Annotated in this window: 16 protein-coding genes; 5 read left to right on the top strand and 11 right to left on the bottom strand. The window is 36.7% G+C overall.

Features of this window, described 5'->3' with window-relative positions; all coding sequences use genetic code 11:
• Nucleotides 1-5: 5 nt before the first annotated feature.
• Entirely contained in the window at nt 6-791 is a 786-nt protein-coding gene (locus RHTP_RS03120) for a hypothetical protein (RefSeq protein WP_138106674.1), read from the top strand.
• Here the strand turns inward: RHTP_RS03120 and RHTP_RS03115 are convergent.
• Together RHTP_RS03115 and RHTP_RS03110 are read right to left on the bottom strand one after the other, a co-directional pair.
• Nucleotides 780-1,205, bottom strand: coding sequence for a thioredoxin family protein (locus RHTP_RS03115; protein WP_138106673.1), 426 nt, complete (start codon nt 1,203-1,205; stop codon nt 780-782). The genes RHTP_RS03120 and RHTP_RS03115 overlap by 12 nt on opposite strands.
• A 4-nt stretch (nt 1,206-1,209) precedes the next feature.
• Nucleotides 1,210-2,259 (bottom strand): NAD(P)/FAD-dependent oxidoreductase, encoded by a 1,050-nt coding sequence (locus RHTP_RS03110; RefSeq protein WP_138106672.1) that lies wholly within the window; start codon nt 2,257-2,259, stop codon nt 1,210-1,212.
• A gap of 197 nt (nt 2,260-2,456) precedes the next feature.
• Between RHTP_RS03110 and RHTP_RS03105 the strand changes: the two genes are divergently transcribed.
• Complete coding sequence (locus RHTP_RS03105; RefSeq protein ID WP_138106671.1) at nt 2,457-3,875, top strand: ankyrin repeat domain-containing protein; 1,419 nt, start codon at nt 2,457-2,459, stop codon at nt 3,873-3,875.
• A 174-nt stretch (nt 3,876-4,049) separates the two neighbouring features.
• Nucleotides 4,050-5,108: an alpha/beta hydrolase family protein gene (locus RHTP_RS03100; RefSeq protein WP_171005718.1), complete on the top strand. Its 1,059-nt coding sequence runs from the start codon at nt 4,050-4,052 to the stop codon at nt 5,106-5,108.
• Here the strand turns inward: RHTP_RS03100 and pgeF are convergent.
• From pgeF to RHTP_RS03065, 7 genes are all read right to left on the bottom strand, one after another.
• Nucleotides 5,086-5,850 (bottom strand): peptidoglycan editing factor PgeF, encoded by a 765-nt coding sequence (gene pgeF / locus RHTP_RS03095; protein ID WP_138106669.1) that lies wholly within the window; start codon nt 5,848-5,850, stop codon nt 5,086-5,088. The two genes, RHTP_RS03100 and pgeF, sit on opposite strands and share 23 nt — an antisense overlap.
• A 341-nt stretch (nt 5,851-6,191) precedes the next feature.
• Entirely contained in the window at nt 6,192-6,989 is a 798-nt protein-coding gene (locus RHTP_RS03090) for a thioredoxin domain-containing protein (protein ID WP_138106668.1), read from the bottom strand.
• A gap of 381 nt (nt 6,990-7,370) precedes the next feature.
• Entirely contained in the window at nt 7,371-7,592 is a 222-nt protein-coding gene (locus RHTP_RS03085; protein WP_138106667.1) for a hypothetical protein, read from the bottom strand.
• Nucleotides 7,593-7,908: 316 nt separating this feature from the next.
• A complete protein-coding gene (locus RHTP_RS03080; RefSeq protein WP_138106666.1) occupies nt 7,909-9,036 on the bottom strand; it encodes an ISAs1 family transposase in 1,128 nt (375 codons plus the stop codon).
• A gap of 201 nt (nt 9,037-9,237) precedes the next feature.
• A complete protein-coding gene (locus RHTP_RS03075; protein ID WP_138106665.1) occupies nt 9,238-10,731 on the bottom strand; it encodes a flavin monoamine oxidase family protein in 1,494 nt (497 codons plus the stop codon).
• 6 nt (nt 10,732-10,737) lie between these two features.
• Nucleotides 10,738-11,451, bottom strand: coding sequence for a 4'-phosphopantetheinyl transferase family protein (locus tag RHTP_RS03070; protein ID WP_138106664.1), 714 nt, complete (start codon nt 11,449-11,451; stop codon nt 10,738-10,740).
• Nucleotides 11,452-11,598: 147 nt separating this feature from the next.
• Nucleotides 11,599-12,342: an SDR family NAD(P)-dependent oxidoreductase gene (locus RHTP_RS03065; RefSeq protein ID WP_171005717.1), complete on the bottom strand. Its 744-nt coding sequence runs from the start codon at nt 12,340-12,342 to the stop codon at nt 11,599-11,601.
• Between the two features lie 284 nt (nt 12,343-12,626).
• Between RHTP_RS03065 and RHTP_RS03060 the strand changes: the two genes are divergently transcribed.
• Both RHTP_RS03060 and RHTP_RS03055 read left to right on the top strand, forming a co-directional pair.
• Nucleotides 12,627-12,821, top strand: coding sequence for a hypothetical protein (locus tag RHTP_RS03060; protein WP_138106662.1), 195 nt, complete (start codon nt 12,627-12,629; stop codon nt 12,819-12,821).
• A gap of 53 nt (nt 12,822-12,874) precedes the next feature.
• Complete coding sequence (locus RHTP_RS03055) at nt 12,875-13,690, top strand: hypothetical protein (RefSeq protein WP_138106661.1); 816 nt, start codon at nt 12,875-12,877, stop codon at nt 13,688-13,690.
• Here the strand turns inward: RHTP_RS03055 and RHTP_RS03050 are convergent.
• Both RHTP_RS03050 and RHTP_RS08785 read right to left on the bottom strand, forming a co-directional pair.
• Entirely contained in the window at nt 13,687-14,781 is a 1,095-nt protein-coding gene (locus RHTP_RS03050; RefSeq protein ID WP_138106530.1) for an IS4 family transposase, read from the bottom strand. The two genes, RHTP_RS03055 and RHTP_RS03050, sit on opposite strands and share 4 nt — an antisense overlap.
• A gap of 46 nt (nt 14,782-14,827) precedes the next feature.
• Nucleotides 14,828-14,989: a hypothetical protein gene (locus RHTP_RS08785; RefSeq protein WP_171005716.1), complete on the bottom strand. Its 162-nt coding sequence runs from the start codon at nt 14,987-14,989 to the stop codon at nt 14,828-14,830.
• Between the last annotated feature and the right edge of the window lie 187 nt (nt 14,990-15,176).

The following is a 15,176-nucleotide window of genomic DNA, read 5'->3' as shown; positions in this document are numbered from 1 at the left end:
ATTTTATGTTTTTAAAATTACTTCTTCTTCTGTCTCTTATAATGAGTTGTGATGGGAAAACAAATACTCCCCATGCTTCCTTTCTTAGTCTTTCCAAAAAGGAAGCGCATGCTATTGGTCAAAAAATTTGGCAAAATGAATGTGGCGCCACTACCCATAGATTGCTAAGTTGGAATCTAGGTGAAGATTTTCTCTCTTTAGGAATTGGACATTTTATTTGGTATCCAAAAGGCAGGCAAAAACAATTTGCAGATACATTTCCTGACTTCCTTCTGTTCTTGCAAAAACATCGTGTTTCCATTCCCTCTTGGCTTGAGAAAGAAAAAGATTGTCCCTGGTATTCTAAGCAAGAATTTGACCAAACCCAAGATCCACGCAAGCAAAGTTTAAAAAAACTACTCATTCAGACCATTGAATTACAAATGCTCTTTATTGCGCAGCGCTCACAAAAGGCCCTTGCAAATATCCTCTTCTCTCTTCCCCTTAAAGAAAAAAAATCTTTTATCAAAAAAATACGTCTGCTTGCTCAAACCTCTAATGGGAAATACGCCATAATAGATTATATTAATTTCAAAGGGGAAGGAACTACTCTCAAAGAGCAATATGCAAATCAAGGATGGGGATTAAAACAAGTGATACAAAATATGCCAAATCAATCAACTAATCCCGTTCAAGATTTTGTGAAAGCAGCCAATTTGTTATTGGAAAACCGGGTAGCTAATGCACCTAGAGATGAATCGCGCTGGCTACCTGGGTGGAAAAATCGCCTATCGACTTATTTAAAGTCCTGAACCTTCCACGTAAGCTAAAAACCTCTTTATATTCATCTTTTTGATTTCCTCCATCCCTATGTGCTTAGCAATCTCCTCTCCTTGACTATCTAAAACAATCAAAGTAGGCAAGCTAGTTATCTTAAATTTTTTACATAAGTTATCTGTTTTTGGATTACTTGCATTGATCTTAATAAAGATAATTTGTTTATTAAATAGGCGGGCCCAACTTTCATATAAGGGGTTGAATTGCTCGCAAGGAGGACAAGAATCTTTATAAAAATCGATAAAGACTATTTTTTGACTTCCTAAAAGTGCATCTAATTGCTTTAAAGAAGAAACTTCCAAAGGAGTGTTTCCTTGTTTATTTGCAGAATAAATCGGCAAAGCGCAAACCATAAATAAACCACTTAAAATTACTAAAATAGTTTTCATTTACTTATCCTTTTTTAATTTGTTTTTGCAGAAGCTCACAAGGCTTACATGGTTTATTGATTTCTTTTTGTAATTGCATGGCTGCTTTAGCGCCATCTGCTGCTGCGCAAATCGCCTGCTTAAATTCAGGATCTGCTACCTCTCCTGCAGCATACACCCCCTTAATAGAGGTTTTTTGGTGCTCCTTTAATCGAATATACCCTGAATCCAGCTCTAATTGATTGGCAAATAATTTTGTGTTTGGCAGAGACCCAATAGCTAAAAATAAAGCATCTACTGGTAGATGATAGCTTTTTTTGTGTTTTTGATTAGATAAAATAAGATGGTTTACTCTATCTTTTTCTCCTTTTATTTCTTTTACTATAGTTTGATAGAGAACTTCTATATTGGGTAAAGAGGTTACTTGTTTCTCTCTTTGTTTCTCTACAGTGCGAAAACTTCTTCCGCGCACTATAATATAAACTTTTTTAGCAAGATTTGCAAGATACTGCGCTTCTGTTAAAGCTCCATCTCCTCCTCCTACCACCGCTACGATTTTATCCTTGTAAAATCCTCCATCACATACTGCGCAGCTATATACCCCCTTAGACCAATAACTTTGCTCTCCAGGAATATGCAATTTATTAGGCGTTGCTCCTAAAGCAACAACTACAATAGGCGTGTAGTATATCATCTCTTCTTGAGTGATTAAAGAACGAGTTGTTATCTGATGTGCTTTTTGAGAAAGATCCTGAGAGAGCACTACATCAATTACTTCCTCTCTAAGCAATTCAGCTCCATTTAGACTGGCCTGATTTTCCAGATCTTTACCTAGTTCAATTCCTGAAATGACATCTCTTCCTGGCCAATTTTCTACTCTAGGAGATTGCGTAATCATCCCCCCTACGCTATCTCCTGTAATGACAACTGGTTTAATGCCAGCGCGCCCACAATAAATAGCAGCTGTTAAACCAGCAGGGCCTCCTCCTAAAATTAAAACCGGTACATCTTTTGTTTCAGCAGCATAAATAAAAGTAGAAAATAGAATGAGAATTAGCGCTAATATTTTTTTCATTTATACCTCTCTTTAATTTACATATAATCTTTTTGAGAAATAAAATAAAGATTTTAAATAAATCAAACTAATAATCTTATGAATTAATTTATTTAAGAAAATAAAAAATTCCTACATAGTAAAACTGTTATTAGCTTTAATTAAAGTGGTATTTTTATATATAATATTTTTATAATTAAAACAAATAGGTAAAAATAATGAGTACTTCTATAACTTTGAATTATGTGAATTCAGAGCCGAATATTTCTTCAGCGGCAACTCCTCGCTATTTGGATTGGACCCAAAGAACTCCAGATATTCAAGAGAAGATTAAGCAAACTTTTAATACTTTATCTACGGACACTAGAAGTGGTTGGGGATTGTATAATGGTTCGGATAACTATAGCATGTGTGGAGTAGATGAACACTCTTTGATGAAAAAAGTGATCCAACAAGCACCCACAACTCAGAAGAATTTCTATGCCTTAGACATAGGGGCTGGGAATTTTCAATGGGTTGATGGTCTTGGCTCTTATATTGAAGAGCAAACCGATCTTCCCAAAGACATCAAGGTTCATATTATTGGTATACGAGGCGAAAAATACCTAGAAAACAAGATTGCTGAAACAGATCGGTGCAAAACCTACAAGTTAGGCGCTTTTAAAATTGAAGAGCTCTTTACTAGCTTTAAGGAACAAGATCTGGATATTGAAAACAAAGTAGATCTGATTGTATCTAGATGGTGTTTCCGTCATCTTGTAGATCCAGTTGGAACCTTTTCTCAAGCTTACAATTTACTCCGTCCTAAATCAGGTTTTCTTTTCATAGATGGCTTTATGTTCTTACATGAAAATGACAACTTAAAAACCAATTTTAATAAAAAAATGACCCAGCTCTTCTTAGATACAACAGCTCCTTTTTTACAATATCCTTTTAATGAAGGACGTTCTTTAAATCGATTCATACTAAAAAGGCCAGATGAAACCCCTTGTCAACTGCCAATGAGCTATCTGAAAGCAGAAGGTCTGTACAACTGCCAAGTTGCATCTCAAAGGATCACTCGGTTTAAAAGAGAACCGCAGGAAACAGATGAAGAAAAATTTTATCAATCCCATGTTTCTATGCCTTTTGTACGAGGTAATAAAAACCTCTATGAATGGCTAAAGCAGAGCAGTATATTTTACGAAGAATGTATGGTATGGCAGCCTCTGCAAAATAAAGATGTCCCTCAAGGAGTTCCCTCTCTTCATCAAGCTATTCAACAAGGAGAGCACGATAAGATTAAAGAGTATTTGAACCGAGGAGATGAAATCGATGCATCTGATTTTGAAGGATCTACTGCTCTACATATTGCTATTCGAAAAGGAGCATATGACGTATTTCAATTACTCATTTCTCAAGGCGCTCATTTAGAGCTCTCAAATGGGAAAGGATATACTCCTTTACATGAGGCTGCAATATCCGATACAGAAGGTAGATTCCTAAATGCTTTACTCGATGCCGGAGTCGAGGGTCAGGCAAAAGACAACTTTGACTTTGAGCTCACAATAAAAACTCCTCTTGAATGCGCTACTGAAGCTAAAAATGTAAAAGCAATAGAACTATTAACAGAAGCTGAAAGAAAAATTTCCAAATAAGATCATTGACACCGAAAATTCTCCTAAAGGCATCAACTCAGCGAAGAATTTTATGCCAAGATTATTTCCTATGCGGTATGATTTTGTAAGAATAAAAAAGAACTTCCTTTTTAGTAAAAAATTTCTTATCAAAAAAAACAAATGCTATCTAAAAAAAACAGGCTCAGCTTGAAAATGCGTAAAAAGAAAACTAACTGGATTCTTTATCTGGCAGCTTTTCTGCTTGTGTTATGGCCTTTAAGTCAGAAAATATACCTAAGCCACTATTTTACTAAGGTTATCCTTCATCCTCAAAAAACAGGGATTACCACCTTGCATTTTTACGATGTAGAGCGTAAGCGTCCTGTTGTTACAGAAATATGGTATCCTATTGATCCAGAAACGCCGTCTATTAATCCTTTAGGCATGTGGGTTCGTTGTGGAGAAGCCAGAGATGCTGTGTTAAGCAATCAGAAAGGAACCTATCCTTTGATTGTTCTTTCACACGGCCATGGCGGAGATCGTTTTAATATTGCATGGCTTGCTGAAGTATTAGCTGCTAATGGATATATTGTAGCTTCTATGGATCACTATGGCAATACTTGGAATAATAAAATTCCAGAGTTCTATGTTAGAACTTGGGAGAGACCTAAAGATGTCTCTTTTGTCATTGATCAAATTTTACATAATAGCTTATTTCAAGACCGCATTGACCAAAACCGCATTGGATTTAGTGGATATTCATTAGGTGCAACTACAGGTTTATGGATAGCTGGAGCTTGTGTAAAGGAAATTGAGCAAAGCGCATTTCAACAAATTTGCAACCAACAATTAGGAGAAACCATTTCTCTAGACAAGTTAAAAGAAACGGATTTTAAGCAAGTATTCCAATCTTTCCATGATCAACGCATCTCTGCTTTTTTCGTAATGGCTCCTGCTTTAGGATGGATGTTTACAGAGCAAAGTTTAAAAAATATTCAACCTCCATTTTATATTGTAGCATCAGAGCAAGATGCCATTGCACCTACAGAACAGAATGCAAAATGGTTTGCCAAAATAATGAATCGCGTGTCGCTTAAAATTCTTAAAGGAAATGCCAATCACTACACTTTTCTCAACCGAGCTACCAGTGTTGGTAGACGGTTTTTACCTCCTAGACTCTATGAAGATCCTCAAGGAGTAGATCGTAAAAAAATCCAAGAAACCCTTGCTAAAGAAGCTGTTTTATTTTTTAATCAAATGCCTTCTCAGTGAAACCAATGATTGTCCCATTTCTTCCTGTTATTTGATCTCGGCGATAGGAGTAAAAATCCTCTGTGTTGCAATGTGTACACATACATGCAATCTCAATATGAGAAGATAACACTCCTTCCTCCTCTAATTGATCTTTAGCAAGAGCCCATAAATCAAAATGAAGCGGTGTTACTTGGTACTTCCAGAAATCCGGTGGAAATTCCCTCTTATATTCTTTAAACTCTGCGTGTTTTGGTCCAAGGCTTGGTGAAATGCAAACAAGTAAATCAGCGGGATTAGAACCAAAGGCTTTATGCATAGCCCTGACTGTTTCACGATATGCATTACCCACATTTCCTCTCCAACCTGCATGTGTATTTGCTATCGCCTTTCGTAAAGGATCATAAAAAATTGCAGCCTGACAATCTGCGTGGGTAATTAACAAACCAACCTCTGACAAATCGGTTAATAAAATATCACAATTTCCTACATCTTGCTTAAGCGTTTGTATCCATTCAGCATGAACTCCATGCACTTGGTTACCCGTCACTATTTTTTTAAAATTAAACAGCTCTTGTACTTGCTTACGATGATAGATTACATGCTCTGCAAGATCTTCTGTATTTGCCCCCAAATTAAAAGACGCATAAGGACCTTGGCTGATTCCTCCATGTCTTAAAAAAACTCCCGTTTTAAGATGAGGGATCCCTTGTAAAAGTTCAAATTCCAACCATTCGATCCCACCTGATTTTTTACGCAACATATAAATCCTCTAAAATCAGTCTGATTTTACCAAACTTTGCTTTTAACAAAAGTTCCTTTAATCTTTGCTGTTAAAAATTGAGAGGCTAATTGCACAATTTTTTACTTAGCATTCCAGGGATGGGCTGAGTTCTTTTATTGAGGGTGTTTCTATCGTCTATTTTTCTGTGCTTTAAGCGTTAGCTTTTTGATTTGCTAACCCCTTTTTTTCTCTTGGAAAAGGGTGATCAGTGTTTTCTGTCCTATTTTAGCTTTTCTATGTAGCCTTGCACTTTTTTTAAGGCATGTAGCGCGCAGATCTTTCTGTGCGCTAATTTTCTTAATAAATACGAAAACCTAGCGCTAAGCCCCAGAAGCAATATCGCTTCCTACAACCTTGTTTCTTAAAGCTTCTTTGCTAATTAAACCAGTATGACGATCTATTATTTTTCCATCTTTGATAAATAAGATAGTAGGTACTGAAGTTACTTCAAGCTCTTTTAACAATTCAAGTTCGAAGCTAAGATCTATTTTGCAAAATTTGACCTTATCCCCTAATTCAGTACTGAGTTCTGAAAAGATGGGTGCCACAACTTGACAAGGTCCACACATCATAGAGTAAACTTTTAAAAGAATACTACCTTTGAACTCCTTTACTTCTTTCTGAAAATTTGAAGCAGTGACCGTGGCAACATTGTCTTCTAAAAGAGGAGGCTTGACAATATCTGTAATGACTTCTTGCATGCCTGCGTAAACTGGGAAAAGTGTTTCAGCACCTGTTTTAAAAAACTTTTTTATCGCATCTGCTCTATAATAGCTAAGAAGCGCTTGGATTTCATCATGAGTAAATATCTTATCAAAAGGCTCTACAAACTTTTTTAGATAAGTTTCTTTAAGAATCTTTTCTTTTACATCGGTAACAACCTTCTTAACATCCATATCCTTCTTTGCAGAAGTAACCGCCTGTTGAACTAGCGAGGGCAGCATTATATCCAGTTGCTCTTCTTGCAAAACAGCTAAACGTATTAGCTCCATAATGTCTTGCATCTTTGTATCTATTTTCGTTTCTGTAATATTTTGTATCTTGGTATCAGTCTTCATTTCTGCTCCTGCGTCAATGCCACCTACCGCAATCAATGTAAAAAAAATCTCTTTAAACATACCCCTCTCTATATTAGCTAATTGTTTCTATTTTTCTTTGTTTGGAACATTTCCTTTTCTGAGAGCAAAATTTTTTAAGGCTCTGAAATGTTGTACTAGATTGCACAAGCAATTCACCATACAAGCTTACATAGGATAGCAGTTCTATCAAATCCACAAATTGGCATAGCCGCTCCTATTTTACTGCATAAACAGTACCTAATAATTAAAATTTTTTTCAATAGAGGAATTGATACATTACTTGCATCCACTCAGCTTCTGTCATTTCTTTGTTACAGATCTTTCCGCGCGTTTAAATTTTTGTAACGATGAAGAGTACATATTTGAGCATTTCTAAATTAAAAATGCCCAAACTTGATCAAAAGTGATTATAAAATGAAGCTAAGAGCCGAACATGTCAGGAAATGCTTTGTCCAGATTTGACAAGACAAGGTAAAAACCAATTATCAAACAAACAGCCCACTTTTTTTTGCGGTTATTGTTACACCACCCATCTTGTGCCCAGTCAGCCAATTTTAACAAGATGAGGGCCCACAAAAATATTGCTAGCGGTATAGAAATGCCATAAATGGCGATCTTTTGTTGTAGAGTCCATTCTTCCACAATTACTCCCTACGGTTGCGTGATTGTTCTGCTTTTGCTTCTCCCGCTATAGAGACTCCGGTGCCAACCCCTATTAAAATAGGACCAGCAGGTGTGTTCCAGATAGAAGCACTCCTAAACTTGTGAGCGCCGCCCCTATCATGTATGTAAAAAAACCAGGGTCATCGCTCCTTGGCTTATTCGGGTTATTTCCATGCTTGTGCTTTACTAAAAGCTTTGAAGACCCCTCCTTAAGGACTTGAACAGACCTAACTTTTCCGTCAACAGCGTTTATCCTGTTACCGTGATACGATTTCCATTTGCAGGTGACCGACCATTAAAAGCAATTTTTGACTAACTGGTCTCTGTATGTAGGAGACGTAGCAGCTCGCATTTGCCTAGCGGGTTTTCCACACTTAAGTGATGTGTCCTTGGCTAATACCGCAAGTGCGACTTTCCTTAGCAAAGACAGATTTGCAGCGCCTATTTTATCTTGATAGCGATGTTTATCCTCTTTAAAAATAACATCTAGAGATAAATGAAGGCCATTTTCTATTCCCCAGTGTTTCCGTACGCTCTTAGCAAATTTATCTATATCGAGCAGACTGGTTATGTAATAACATATCTCTAGAGAGGTTTTGCCTTTTTTCGTTCTTTTTCTACTAACCCTTCCTGCTCTTAAACAACCAGCCCATTTTTTGACAGATCCAAGGCCTTTAATATCTAAAAGCTGATATCTACGTTCTTCCATTCGTCCTGCGGATTTTTCTTGATGGTGAATTTCCGTTACATCAATGCTGCTTTTTCTATCAGCATCTTCAAATAGTAACTTTATGTCTTTATAGAGACCTTTATGATTCCCTTTCACCGGTAATGCATAATCTGCTTTCTGGTTGATAATTGCTGCTGCAGATTTCTTCTGGGTATTTAAAGCATCTGTAGTAACTGTTGTTCCTTTAAGCTCTAACTGTTCAATTAACTTTGGAAAAGCCGTAATTTCATTAGATTTCTCATCGACAGATACTTGCCCTAAGCAGATTCCAAGGTCTGTGCTCCACGCGTGTAACAAATGAAGTGGTTTATCTTTCTCATTCCAACCGCGACTGCCACGAAGAGTTTTTTCATCTATGGCGATAATATCCCCTTCCGCAAGGCTTGATCTTAAACAATTAAGTAATCTTTCTAAAGAGTCGGTAGGAATGAGACTCATTACTCGTTTTAGTGTCTTACTTGAAGGAACTCCAGACGAAACATCTACGTATTTGCTTATCCAATCTTTTGCTCCGCATAAGACACCTAAAAAGGAGATAAATAGGACTGTAACTAGTGAGTAATGAAAATTACAGGATGGTTGGCGAGGGTCTTTTATCTTGCAAAGATTTAAAATTATTTGACTGTCGGTGCCTGGATGATTGAATGTCTTTTGTTTTATATGCTTTGGTATTTTGCCTTTTGGCTGGCTCATAGAAATCTCCTCGAAAATATGTCTCGAACAGTTTCTAGCATCCACACTCTAAATTCAAGATCTTGTTTTAATGGTCAGTCGCCTGGTATGAAAGTTCCATATCGTCGCTACAGACAGCGATATTTTCGGGTGTTCTCTCTACTTGCTCTTCAAATAGGAGGTGAATGGATTGAAGAGAGATTTCTGCGAATTTTTGCACGGTTATCCCTCTTCACATTCTATTGTTTGTAATGCATTGTTTGCTGAACGAAGGGACCCTTCAAAGAAACCTTGCAAATCGGAAAAAGCTTCGTTGCATATGTGAATATTCTTTAAAACAGTACTCCCATTTAAAGAAAAAGCTTTCAATTCGTTCATCACATCTGCTGATTTTGCACGCGGTTTCCATAGATGAACTCCCCCGCCAAAAGGTTGGCGCCCCCAATCTCGAATTGCCCATTCGACGATTTTAGGAGGGTCTTTCAAAGAAAGAAAAGATTGTAAGGCCTTACTTAAAGCATTCGTCAAACGAGGTCCTCGATTGATCTGTGCTTCAAAGTGAGTACCAATTAAGTCAGAAGTCTCTTCTTCTACCAAATCAGCCCAGTATTCAGACCAAGGCTCATCGCAATAGAACATTGCCATGCCGAAACGAGGTGGATTTTGTCCATCAAGCTCAAGATGCACGGCTCTTACAGGCATGTTTTTGCCATTTCCCGTAGGAGTAGACTTTGTCCAAGGTGGATTTTCTACGATGCAGTAAGCCCAAACCATCGGAAGAGGGCGTACTTTTGAAAGAAGAGGAATAATATGTGAAGGTAGCGAATCAGCAAGCTTCAGAAGAGCTGCTTGAGGGATTGCTAGGATGACTGTTTTCGCATCGACTGTAACTGTAGTTTTATCGTCTTTCTTTGAAAAGATGAGCTGGGTGGAAGAGTCCCCGTTGGGTTTCATGCATGTCAGCTCATGATTGCATAAAATATTAACCTGTTTTTCTGTGATCGCTTTTTCTAAAGAGTGAATGAGTGTATCCATTCCTCCTACAGGAGAATAGGATGGCTGCTTGATAAGCCGCATATCTAAGAGGATAGAAATCCAGTCTGCTGCATTAGGATTGGCATTTTTAAGATGATAAAAGGCTCCTTTTTCACGTACGAACTCAATTGCTTCATAACTCAATACTTCACTAAAAACATTCCAAGCACCTTGGTGATATAATAGAATCCCATTAAATATGGCAGTTGAGCGTAAAAATTGCTTTTTTTCATCTCGATTAGGAAGATCCCAATGATCGCCCTCAATATCCCATTGCTTGCCGAGGATTTTCTTTAGAGCGTGCTCTAACAAAATGAGTGGAGCCCCTTGGTTAGGATTTGCTTTAATTAAAAGCTGTTCTTCCAAATGCAATTTTTCGAAATCAGGATGCATTGAAATCGTAGGGTTGTGCTGATTAGCTGTAGTGGTCGGAATTTTCAATTCGCTGATCAATTCATTCACACAAGGTTGCAATTCAGGCTCGATTCTCAAGGCACCAAATTCAGGATGAAACGTTCCATTGCAGAATGAACCTGTCTGTACACGACCACCCAATCTTGAAAGTCCTTCAAATACAGTGATTTTTCTACTAGGATTTCTTTGGGCTAATTTATGGGCGCAATATAATCCTGCTATTCCGCCACCGATGATGCATATGTCTGCTTGTAAAATGTTCTTCATAAATTCCTAAATTATGCAAACAGCTAGTTTATAATCATTTATAACTTTGTCATAAACATATGCCTCATATTTATGATCAGAAATCACAAATTCTTCTGAGGGAGTAAAAAAATGCTCAATTTTTTCAATAGGATGATTTTTCTGAGGATGAGTAGATGCAGGCTTCAGCATAGGTAAAGGATGCGTTGAAAAACCTGAACCAAGGGCTTTTAGGTAGGCTTCTTTCGCGCACCAGAGCGTATAAAAGCCTTCCTTTGGATGAGAATGTGCGCTAAGCCATTCTTTCTCATTGGGATATAAAAAATTATCGAATGTTTCTAATGCATTTTTGTCATCGATTTTTTCAATGTCAACACCGATATCCTTTGAAGGATGTATGCCAATAAAGGCATAATTATTTGAATGAGATAAATTAAAATAGAGCAGAGAATCAGGTAGGCAAGGTTTACCAAATCTATTATGCAAAAATTTTATGCTTTTAACGGAGGCATCAAGAATTTTAGCGATATAAATTTTTAGTAGCGCATGAATTACAACGGATCTGTTTCGATCTTTCTCAAATTTTAGTCGTGAAGATTTTTTCAAATCTTCTTCATTTAAAACAGATCGAGCTATTGCTAGTTCTTCCAAGTTTATATTTTCAATGTCGATCAGCCAAAACCATCCGCTTGAAAAAGGAAAAAGAAAAATTTCTACCGATCTTCCCAAGAGGATTTCCATATAATCTCGTGAAAGAAAAAAGAATCTCAGGCTGGCAACTTTTTTGTCTAGAATATTTTCATATTTTGCTGCCGTTACTAATAAATAAATGTAGTTTTTAAACTAAAGTATTAACAATTGTAAAAAATTCAGATTTGATATTTTTATTTATAATAAAGTTGACCCTCCATCAATAAGCATGCTGATACCGTTCACATGATTTGACATTGGAGAACACAGCCAAAGAACTATTTGAGCCACATCCTTTGGAGTCGCAATCTTGTTGAGTGGATTAGAACTTTTTACCTGTTCCATTTGGTCAGGACTATAAATACGCTGCAACATAGGAGTATCGACCGCTCCTGGGTTAATTGCATTCACACGTACTCCATGCTTACCATATTCAATGGCAGCAACTTGAGTGAGTGCATCTACTCCAGCTTTGCTAGCAGCATAAGCTGATGTTCCTGGTAATCCCAATTTGGTAAGATTTGTAGATGTATTGACAATAGCTCCGCCACCTCGAAGAAGAATTTCAGGGAATTCGTATTTTAAGCATAACCATATCCCTTTTAAATTAATGTTCATCACATCATCCCACGCATCTTCTTTCATATCAGCGATAGGACCAAGTACGCCTTCAATGCCCGCATTATTAAACGCATAATCAATACCACCGAAATGTTCTTTAGCTGATTTGATAAGTGCTTGAACTGATGCCGCATTAGACACATCCGTTTTAATAAAAATGGCATTTCCACCCTTTTGCTGAATTTCATTAATTAAGCTTGCCCCACCTCCTTCATCGCGTCCAGCAGCAGCTACTTTTATCCCGCGTGATGCAAATAACAATGCTACTTCTCGTCCGATTCCTGATGTAGATCCTGTAATGATTGCAACTTTATCTTTCATGCTTTCCATATGACTCCTTAAGTTAAATGCAGAATGTTATCAAAAAAGCGCTATAAAAGCAGCTTTTTACCTGTTGCGCAAAGAAATTTTATAAAAACAAACTAAGTTTTTAGTATTGTTCATTTTTAATTGCGGATTTATCAGCTATGCTAGCTGAATCCATTTTTGCCCCCTAATTAGCGCATAGAAAAACCGTAAAACAAAGTCTTACACAAGATTATTTGAAGTTAACAACACATAAAATATGCATTATTACAAAAAAAAATTAAAAAAAGAGATAGGCTATGACCATTCCAAACCTTAATTTAGTTGAACCTATATGTAGCTGGAGGTTAAATGACCCTCAATTGGAATTAAAAGTCTCCAGAGATCGTGAAAATATTTGGTATTCTGTGTGTAATCATTTTGATAAAAGCTATTGGCCAAACAACGCTTCTTCGCCAACAGATCTTATGCCTGTATTTGCGCACTGTGTTTGAAAGGCATTAAAAAAAGAATTGAAAGTCGATTGTTTAGCAATGGGCCGGGAGCAGTGTGTGTCTCAGTTAATTCACGAGCAAAAACAATAGGAATAAAAGAATGGGATGATAGTGCTTTGGGGGATTTTCTAACCAAAAAGAATCCCGTCATATCAGCTATCAACGATGATAGCAGTTTAGAGTTTGAACAAGAGCTTAGAGACAGCGATAGAAGTAGAGCTTATGATCTAGAAGCAGAAGTAGGAATAACCCGATGGTGTAGAACAGAAAAAGGAGAACTGGTCATCGTGGAAGAAGAGCCTGTTACTGAGACGACTATGTCAGTAGCTTCTGGAAATGAAAGTACTGAAGGGCAAGATATTCTTCATATCAAACGCGTTGAAGGAGAAGCAGAAAAAAATATTTTCAGGCTTTTCAACGGGGAAACCAAGAAAACCTTGGATGTGCCTCATAAAAACCCCAAAACATCTGATGGTGGGATTTTACCTAAGGAAATAGGAGACTGCACGTTTGAAATTATCAATACAAACAACGGAAAGCAGATTGCCCTTCATAAGACGCACCCACTGGATTGTTTTATGCTAGGTTCCGATTTGTTTACAGCAGAATCATCACAAGTCGAAGAATGGGTGTATGAGCAATTTTATCGAGGGCCCGATGACAAAAGAACGACTTTTGAATATACGAATTTCGTAAGCGCTAGAAAAAAATCCTTTTCTTTTTTTGGTAAAGGAATAAAAGGAAAACGGGCAGAAGATGGAGCTAACATGTCTTCTGAGGTTGAGACTTGGCGTGTTGAAATGAAAATATCAGCGAGCTGTGTTTGGCAATTTCCTGTCGGGCTCCTCTGTACAGGACATTTTTTTTAAACCACTCTTAAAACACACCTACAACGTGTTTTTTTTCTTAGTAAGAGCTTCAGGTACTCTAAAAGCTCTTTTAATCTATCTAAAGGCTGAGATAAGCATCTCTTTAGTCTTTCAAAGCCTACTCTAAAAATACTTTTTCTTAAGCGTCCATGAGTTGCTTTTTGCTCTTTTTCTTTCAGGACTAAACTTGTCTTCATTGTCCAAGTAACGACTATCGTAAGCAGTAGCATCCATGATGCTATTTTATTTACATCAGTCATGTGGGTATCTTCAAAGTTAAAACCTTTTGTTTTGAAGTATCCAAAAAGGGTTTCTATCGACCATCTTTTTTTATAGATTTTTAATGCTTTATAAGGACATCTATTAGTCAGAACTATTAAGAGTTCTCCCTTGTTGTTCCGTGAAGCTGCTAAATTAACTTCTAGCCCTAAAACCGTATACTGTCCCTTTAGCACCTTTTTTTTACCTTGTTTTAGTTTGGCAAATAAGTCTTTAAGAGAAATTGTATAATGATGATTTCTTCTAACAACCTGAGTGTCTTTTTTTATCCGAATGTATATAGGAATATTTGCCTGAAGTAAAAACTTGAACCATTCTTCTCCTATGAATTCTCTATCTGCTGTTAGAGATTTGATTTCTATTTCATTTATGACTTTTTTTAAAAGTTCTATACGATCTGCCGTTTTTGAATTCCCTGCTCTTCCTAATGAAATCCAGACAAGGGGAATAGCTACTCCTTTAACATTAACACCTAATGTAAGAATATTTATGTGCTTCTTACCAAACTTCCAATCGGTTCTATCTAAAGATAAATCGTTTTTTTTATTTTTAAGACCTAAAACCATTATCACAAATTTCATGGTCAAATAAGTATAATTATTTACGGAAATAAGCCATTTAAAAAATCTTTGTAGACGTTTATAATTGGATGATATTTTTGCCTCACTATATAAAACGGTTGAAAGATCTGATAAATTTACTGTTCTTACTACGAATAGTCCTATTAATACATTCGTTAATACAGTTAATCTAGACTTGTTCCAATCAAAATGTTCTGCTAAAATATTTTTCAGTTCGCAAATATGTTTCATAATACCTCTTAGAGTGATTTCCAGAAGTATTATGCCAGATCTCTGGTCATATTTGCGGGCTATTCTTTTTATCTGCTCCTAAAAAATTGTCCTGTACAGAGCGTTCTGTCATAAACTCAGCTTGTTCTTGTCCACGTAGGGGAAAATGGTACAGATCAAGGAAAGTTAAAAGAGCCGGACAGATTTTTATGCCACTACTTGAATCCATGCTCGTATTAAGTGATCTTGCTACCATTACCTAGACATAAAGAACATAGACAGCAAATAATAATAGCTTAAGAAAAATAAGGGTCTATGAAAAATCAAGAAAAGTACAACCGTGAGTTTAAAATAAACACTGTAAAGCTAAGTCGAGAAAGCAGTAAGTCTATGAGCGAAATCGCTCATGATTTAGG

The organism is Candidatus Rhabdochlamydia sp. T3358 (assembly GCF_901000775.1).
Taxonomy (GTDB): domain Bacteria; phylum Chlamydiota; class Chlamydiia; order Chlamydiales; family Rhabdochlamydiaceae; genus Rhabdochlamydia.
Note: the sequence above shows the minus strand (reverse complement) of the source record. Positions and strands in the feature narration are given on the sequence as shown.

What these genes read in the sequence shown, in the direction of transcription:
- RHTP_RS03120 (WP_138106674.1), top strand. Translation starts at nt 6, where the DNA reads ATGTTTTTAAAATTACTTCTTCTTCTGTCTCTTATAATGAGTTGTGAT.
- RHTP_RS03115 (WP_138106673.1), bottom strand. Translation starts at nt 1,205, where the DNA reads ATGAAAACTATTTTAGTAATTTTAAGTGGTTTATTTATGGTTTGCGCT.
- RHTP_RS03110 (WP_138106672.1), bottom strand. Translation starts at nt 2,259, where the DNA reads ATGAAAAAAATATTAGCGCTAATTCTCATTCTATTTTCTACTTTTATT.
- RHTP_RS03105 (WP_138106671.1), top strand. Translation starts at nt 2,457, where the DNA reads ATGAGTACTTCTATAACTTTGAATTATGTGAATTCAGAGCCGAATATT.
- RHTP_RS03100 (WP_171005718.1), top strand. Translation starts at nt 4,050, where the DNA reads ATGCGTAAAAAGAAAACTAACTGGATTCTTTATCTGGCAGCTTTTCTG.
- pgeF (WP_138106669.1), bottom strand. Translation starts at nt 5,850, where the DNA reads ATGTTGCGTAAAAAATCAGGTGGGATCGAATGGTTGGAATTTGAACTT.
- RHTP_RS03090 (WP_138106668.1), bottom strand. Translation starts at nt 6,989, where the DNA reads ATGTTTAAAGAGATTTTTTTTACATTGATTGCGGTAGGTGGCATTGAC.
- RHTP_RS03080 (WP_138106666.1), bottom strand. Translation starts at nt 9,036, where the DNA reads ATGAGCCAGCCAAAAGGCAAAATACCAAAGCATATAAAACAAAAGACA.
- RHTP_RS03075 (WP_138106665.1), bottom strand. Translation starts at nt 10,731, where the DNA reads ATGAAGAACATTTTACAAGCAGACATATGCATCATCGGTGGCGGAATA.
- RHTP_RS03070 (WP_138106664.1), bottom strand. Translation starts at nt 11,451, where the DNA reads ATGGAAATCCTCTTGGGAAGATCGGTAGAAATTTTTCTTTTTCCTTTT.
- RHTP_RS03065 (WP_171005717.1), bottom strand. Translation starts at nt 12,342, where the DNA reads ATGAAAGATAAAGTTGCAATCATTACAGGATCTACATCAGGAATCGGA.
- RHTP_RS03060 (WP_138106662.1), top strand. Translation starts at nt 12,627, where the DNA reads ATGACCATTCCAAACCTTAATTTAGTTGAACCTATATGTAGCTGGAGG.
- RHTP_RS03050 (WP_138106530.1), bottom strand. Translation starts at nt 14,781, where the DNA reads ATGAAACATATTTGCGAACTGAAAAATATTTTAGCAGAACATTTTGAT.
- RHTP_RS08785 (WP_171005716.1), bottom strand. Translation starts at nt 14,989, where the DNA reads ATGGATTCAAGTAGTGGCATAAAAATCTGTCCGGCTCTTTTAACTTTC.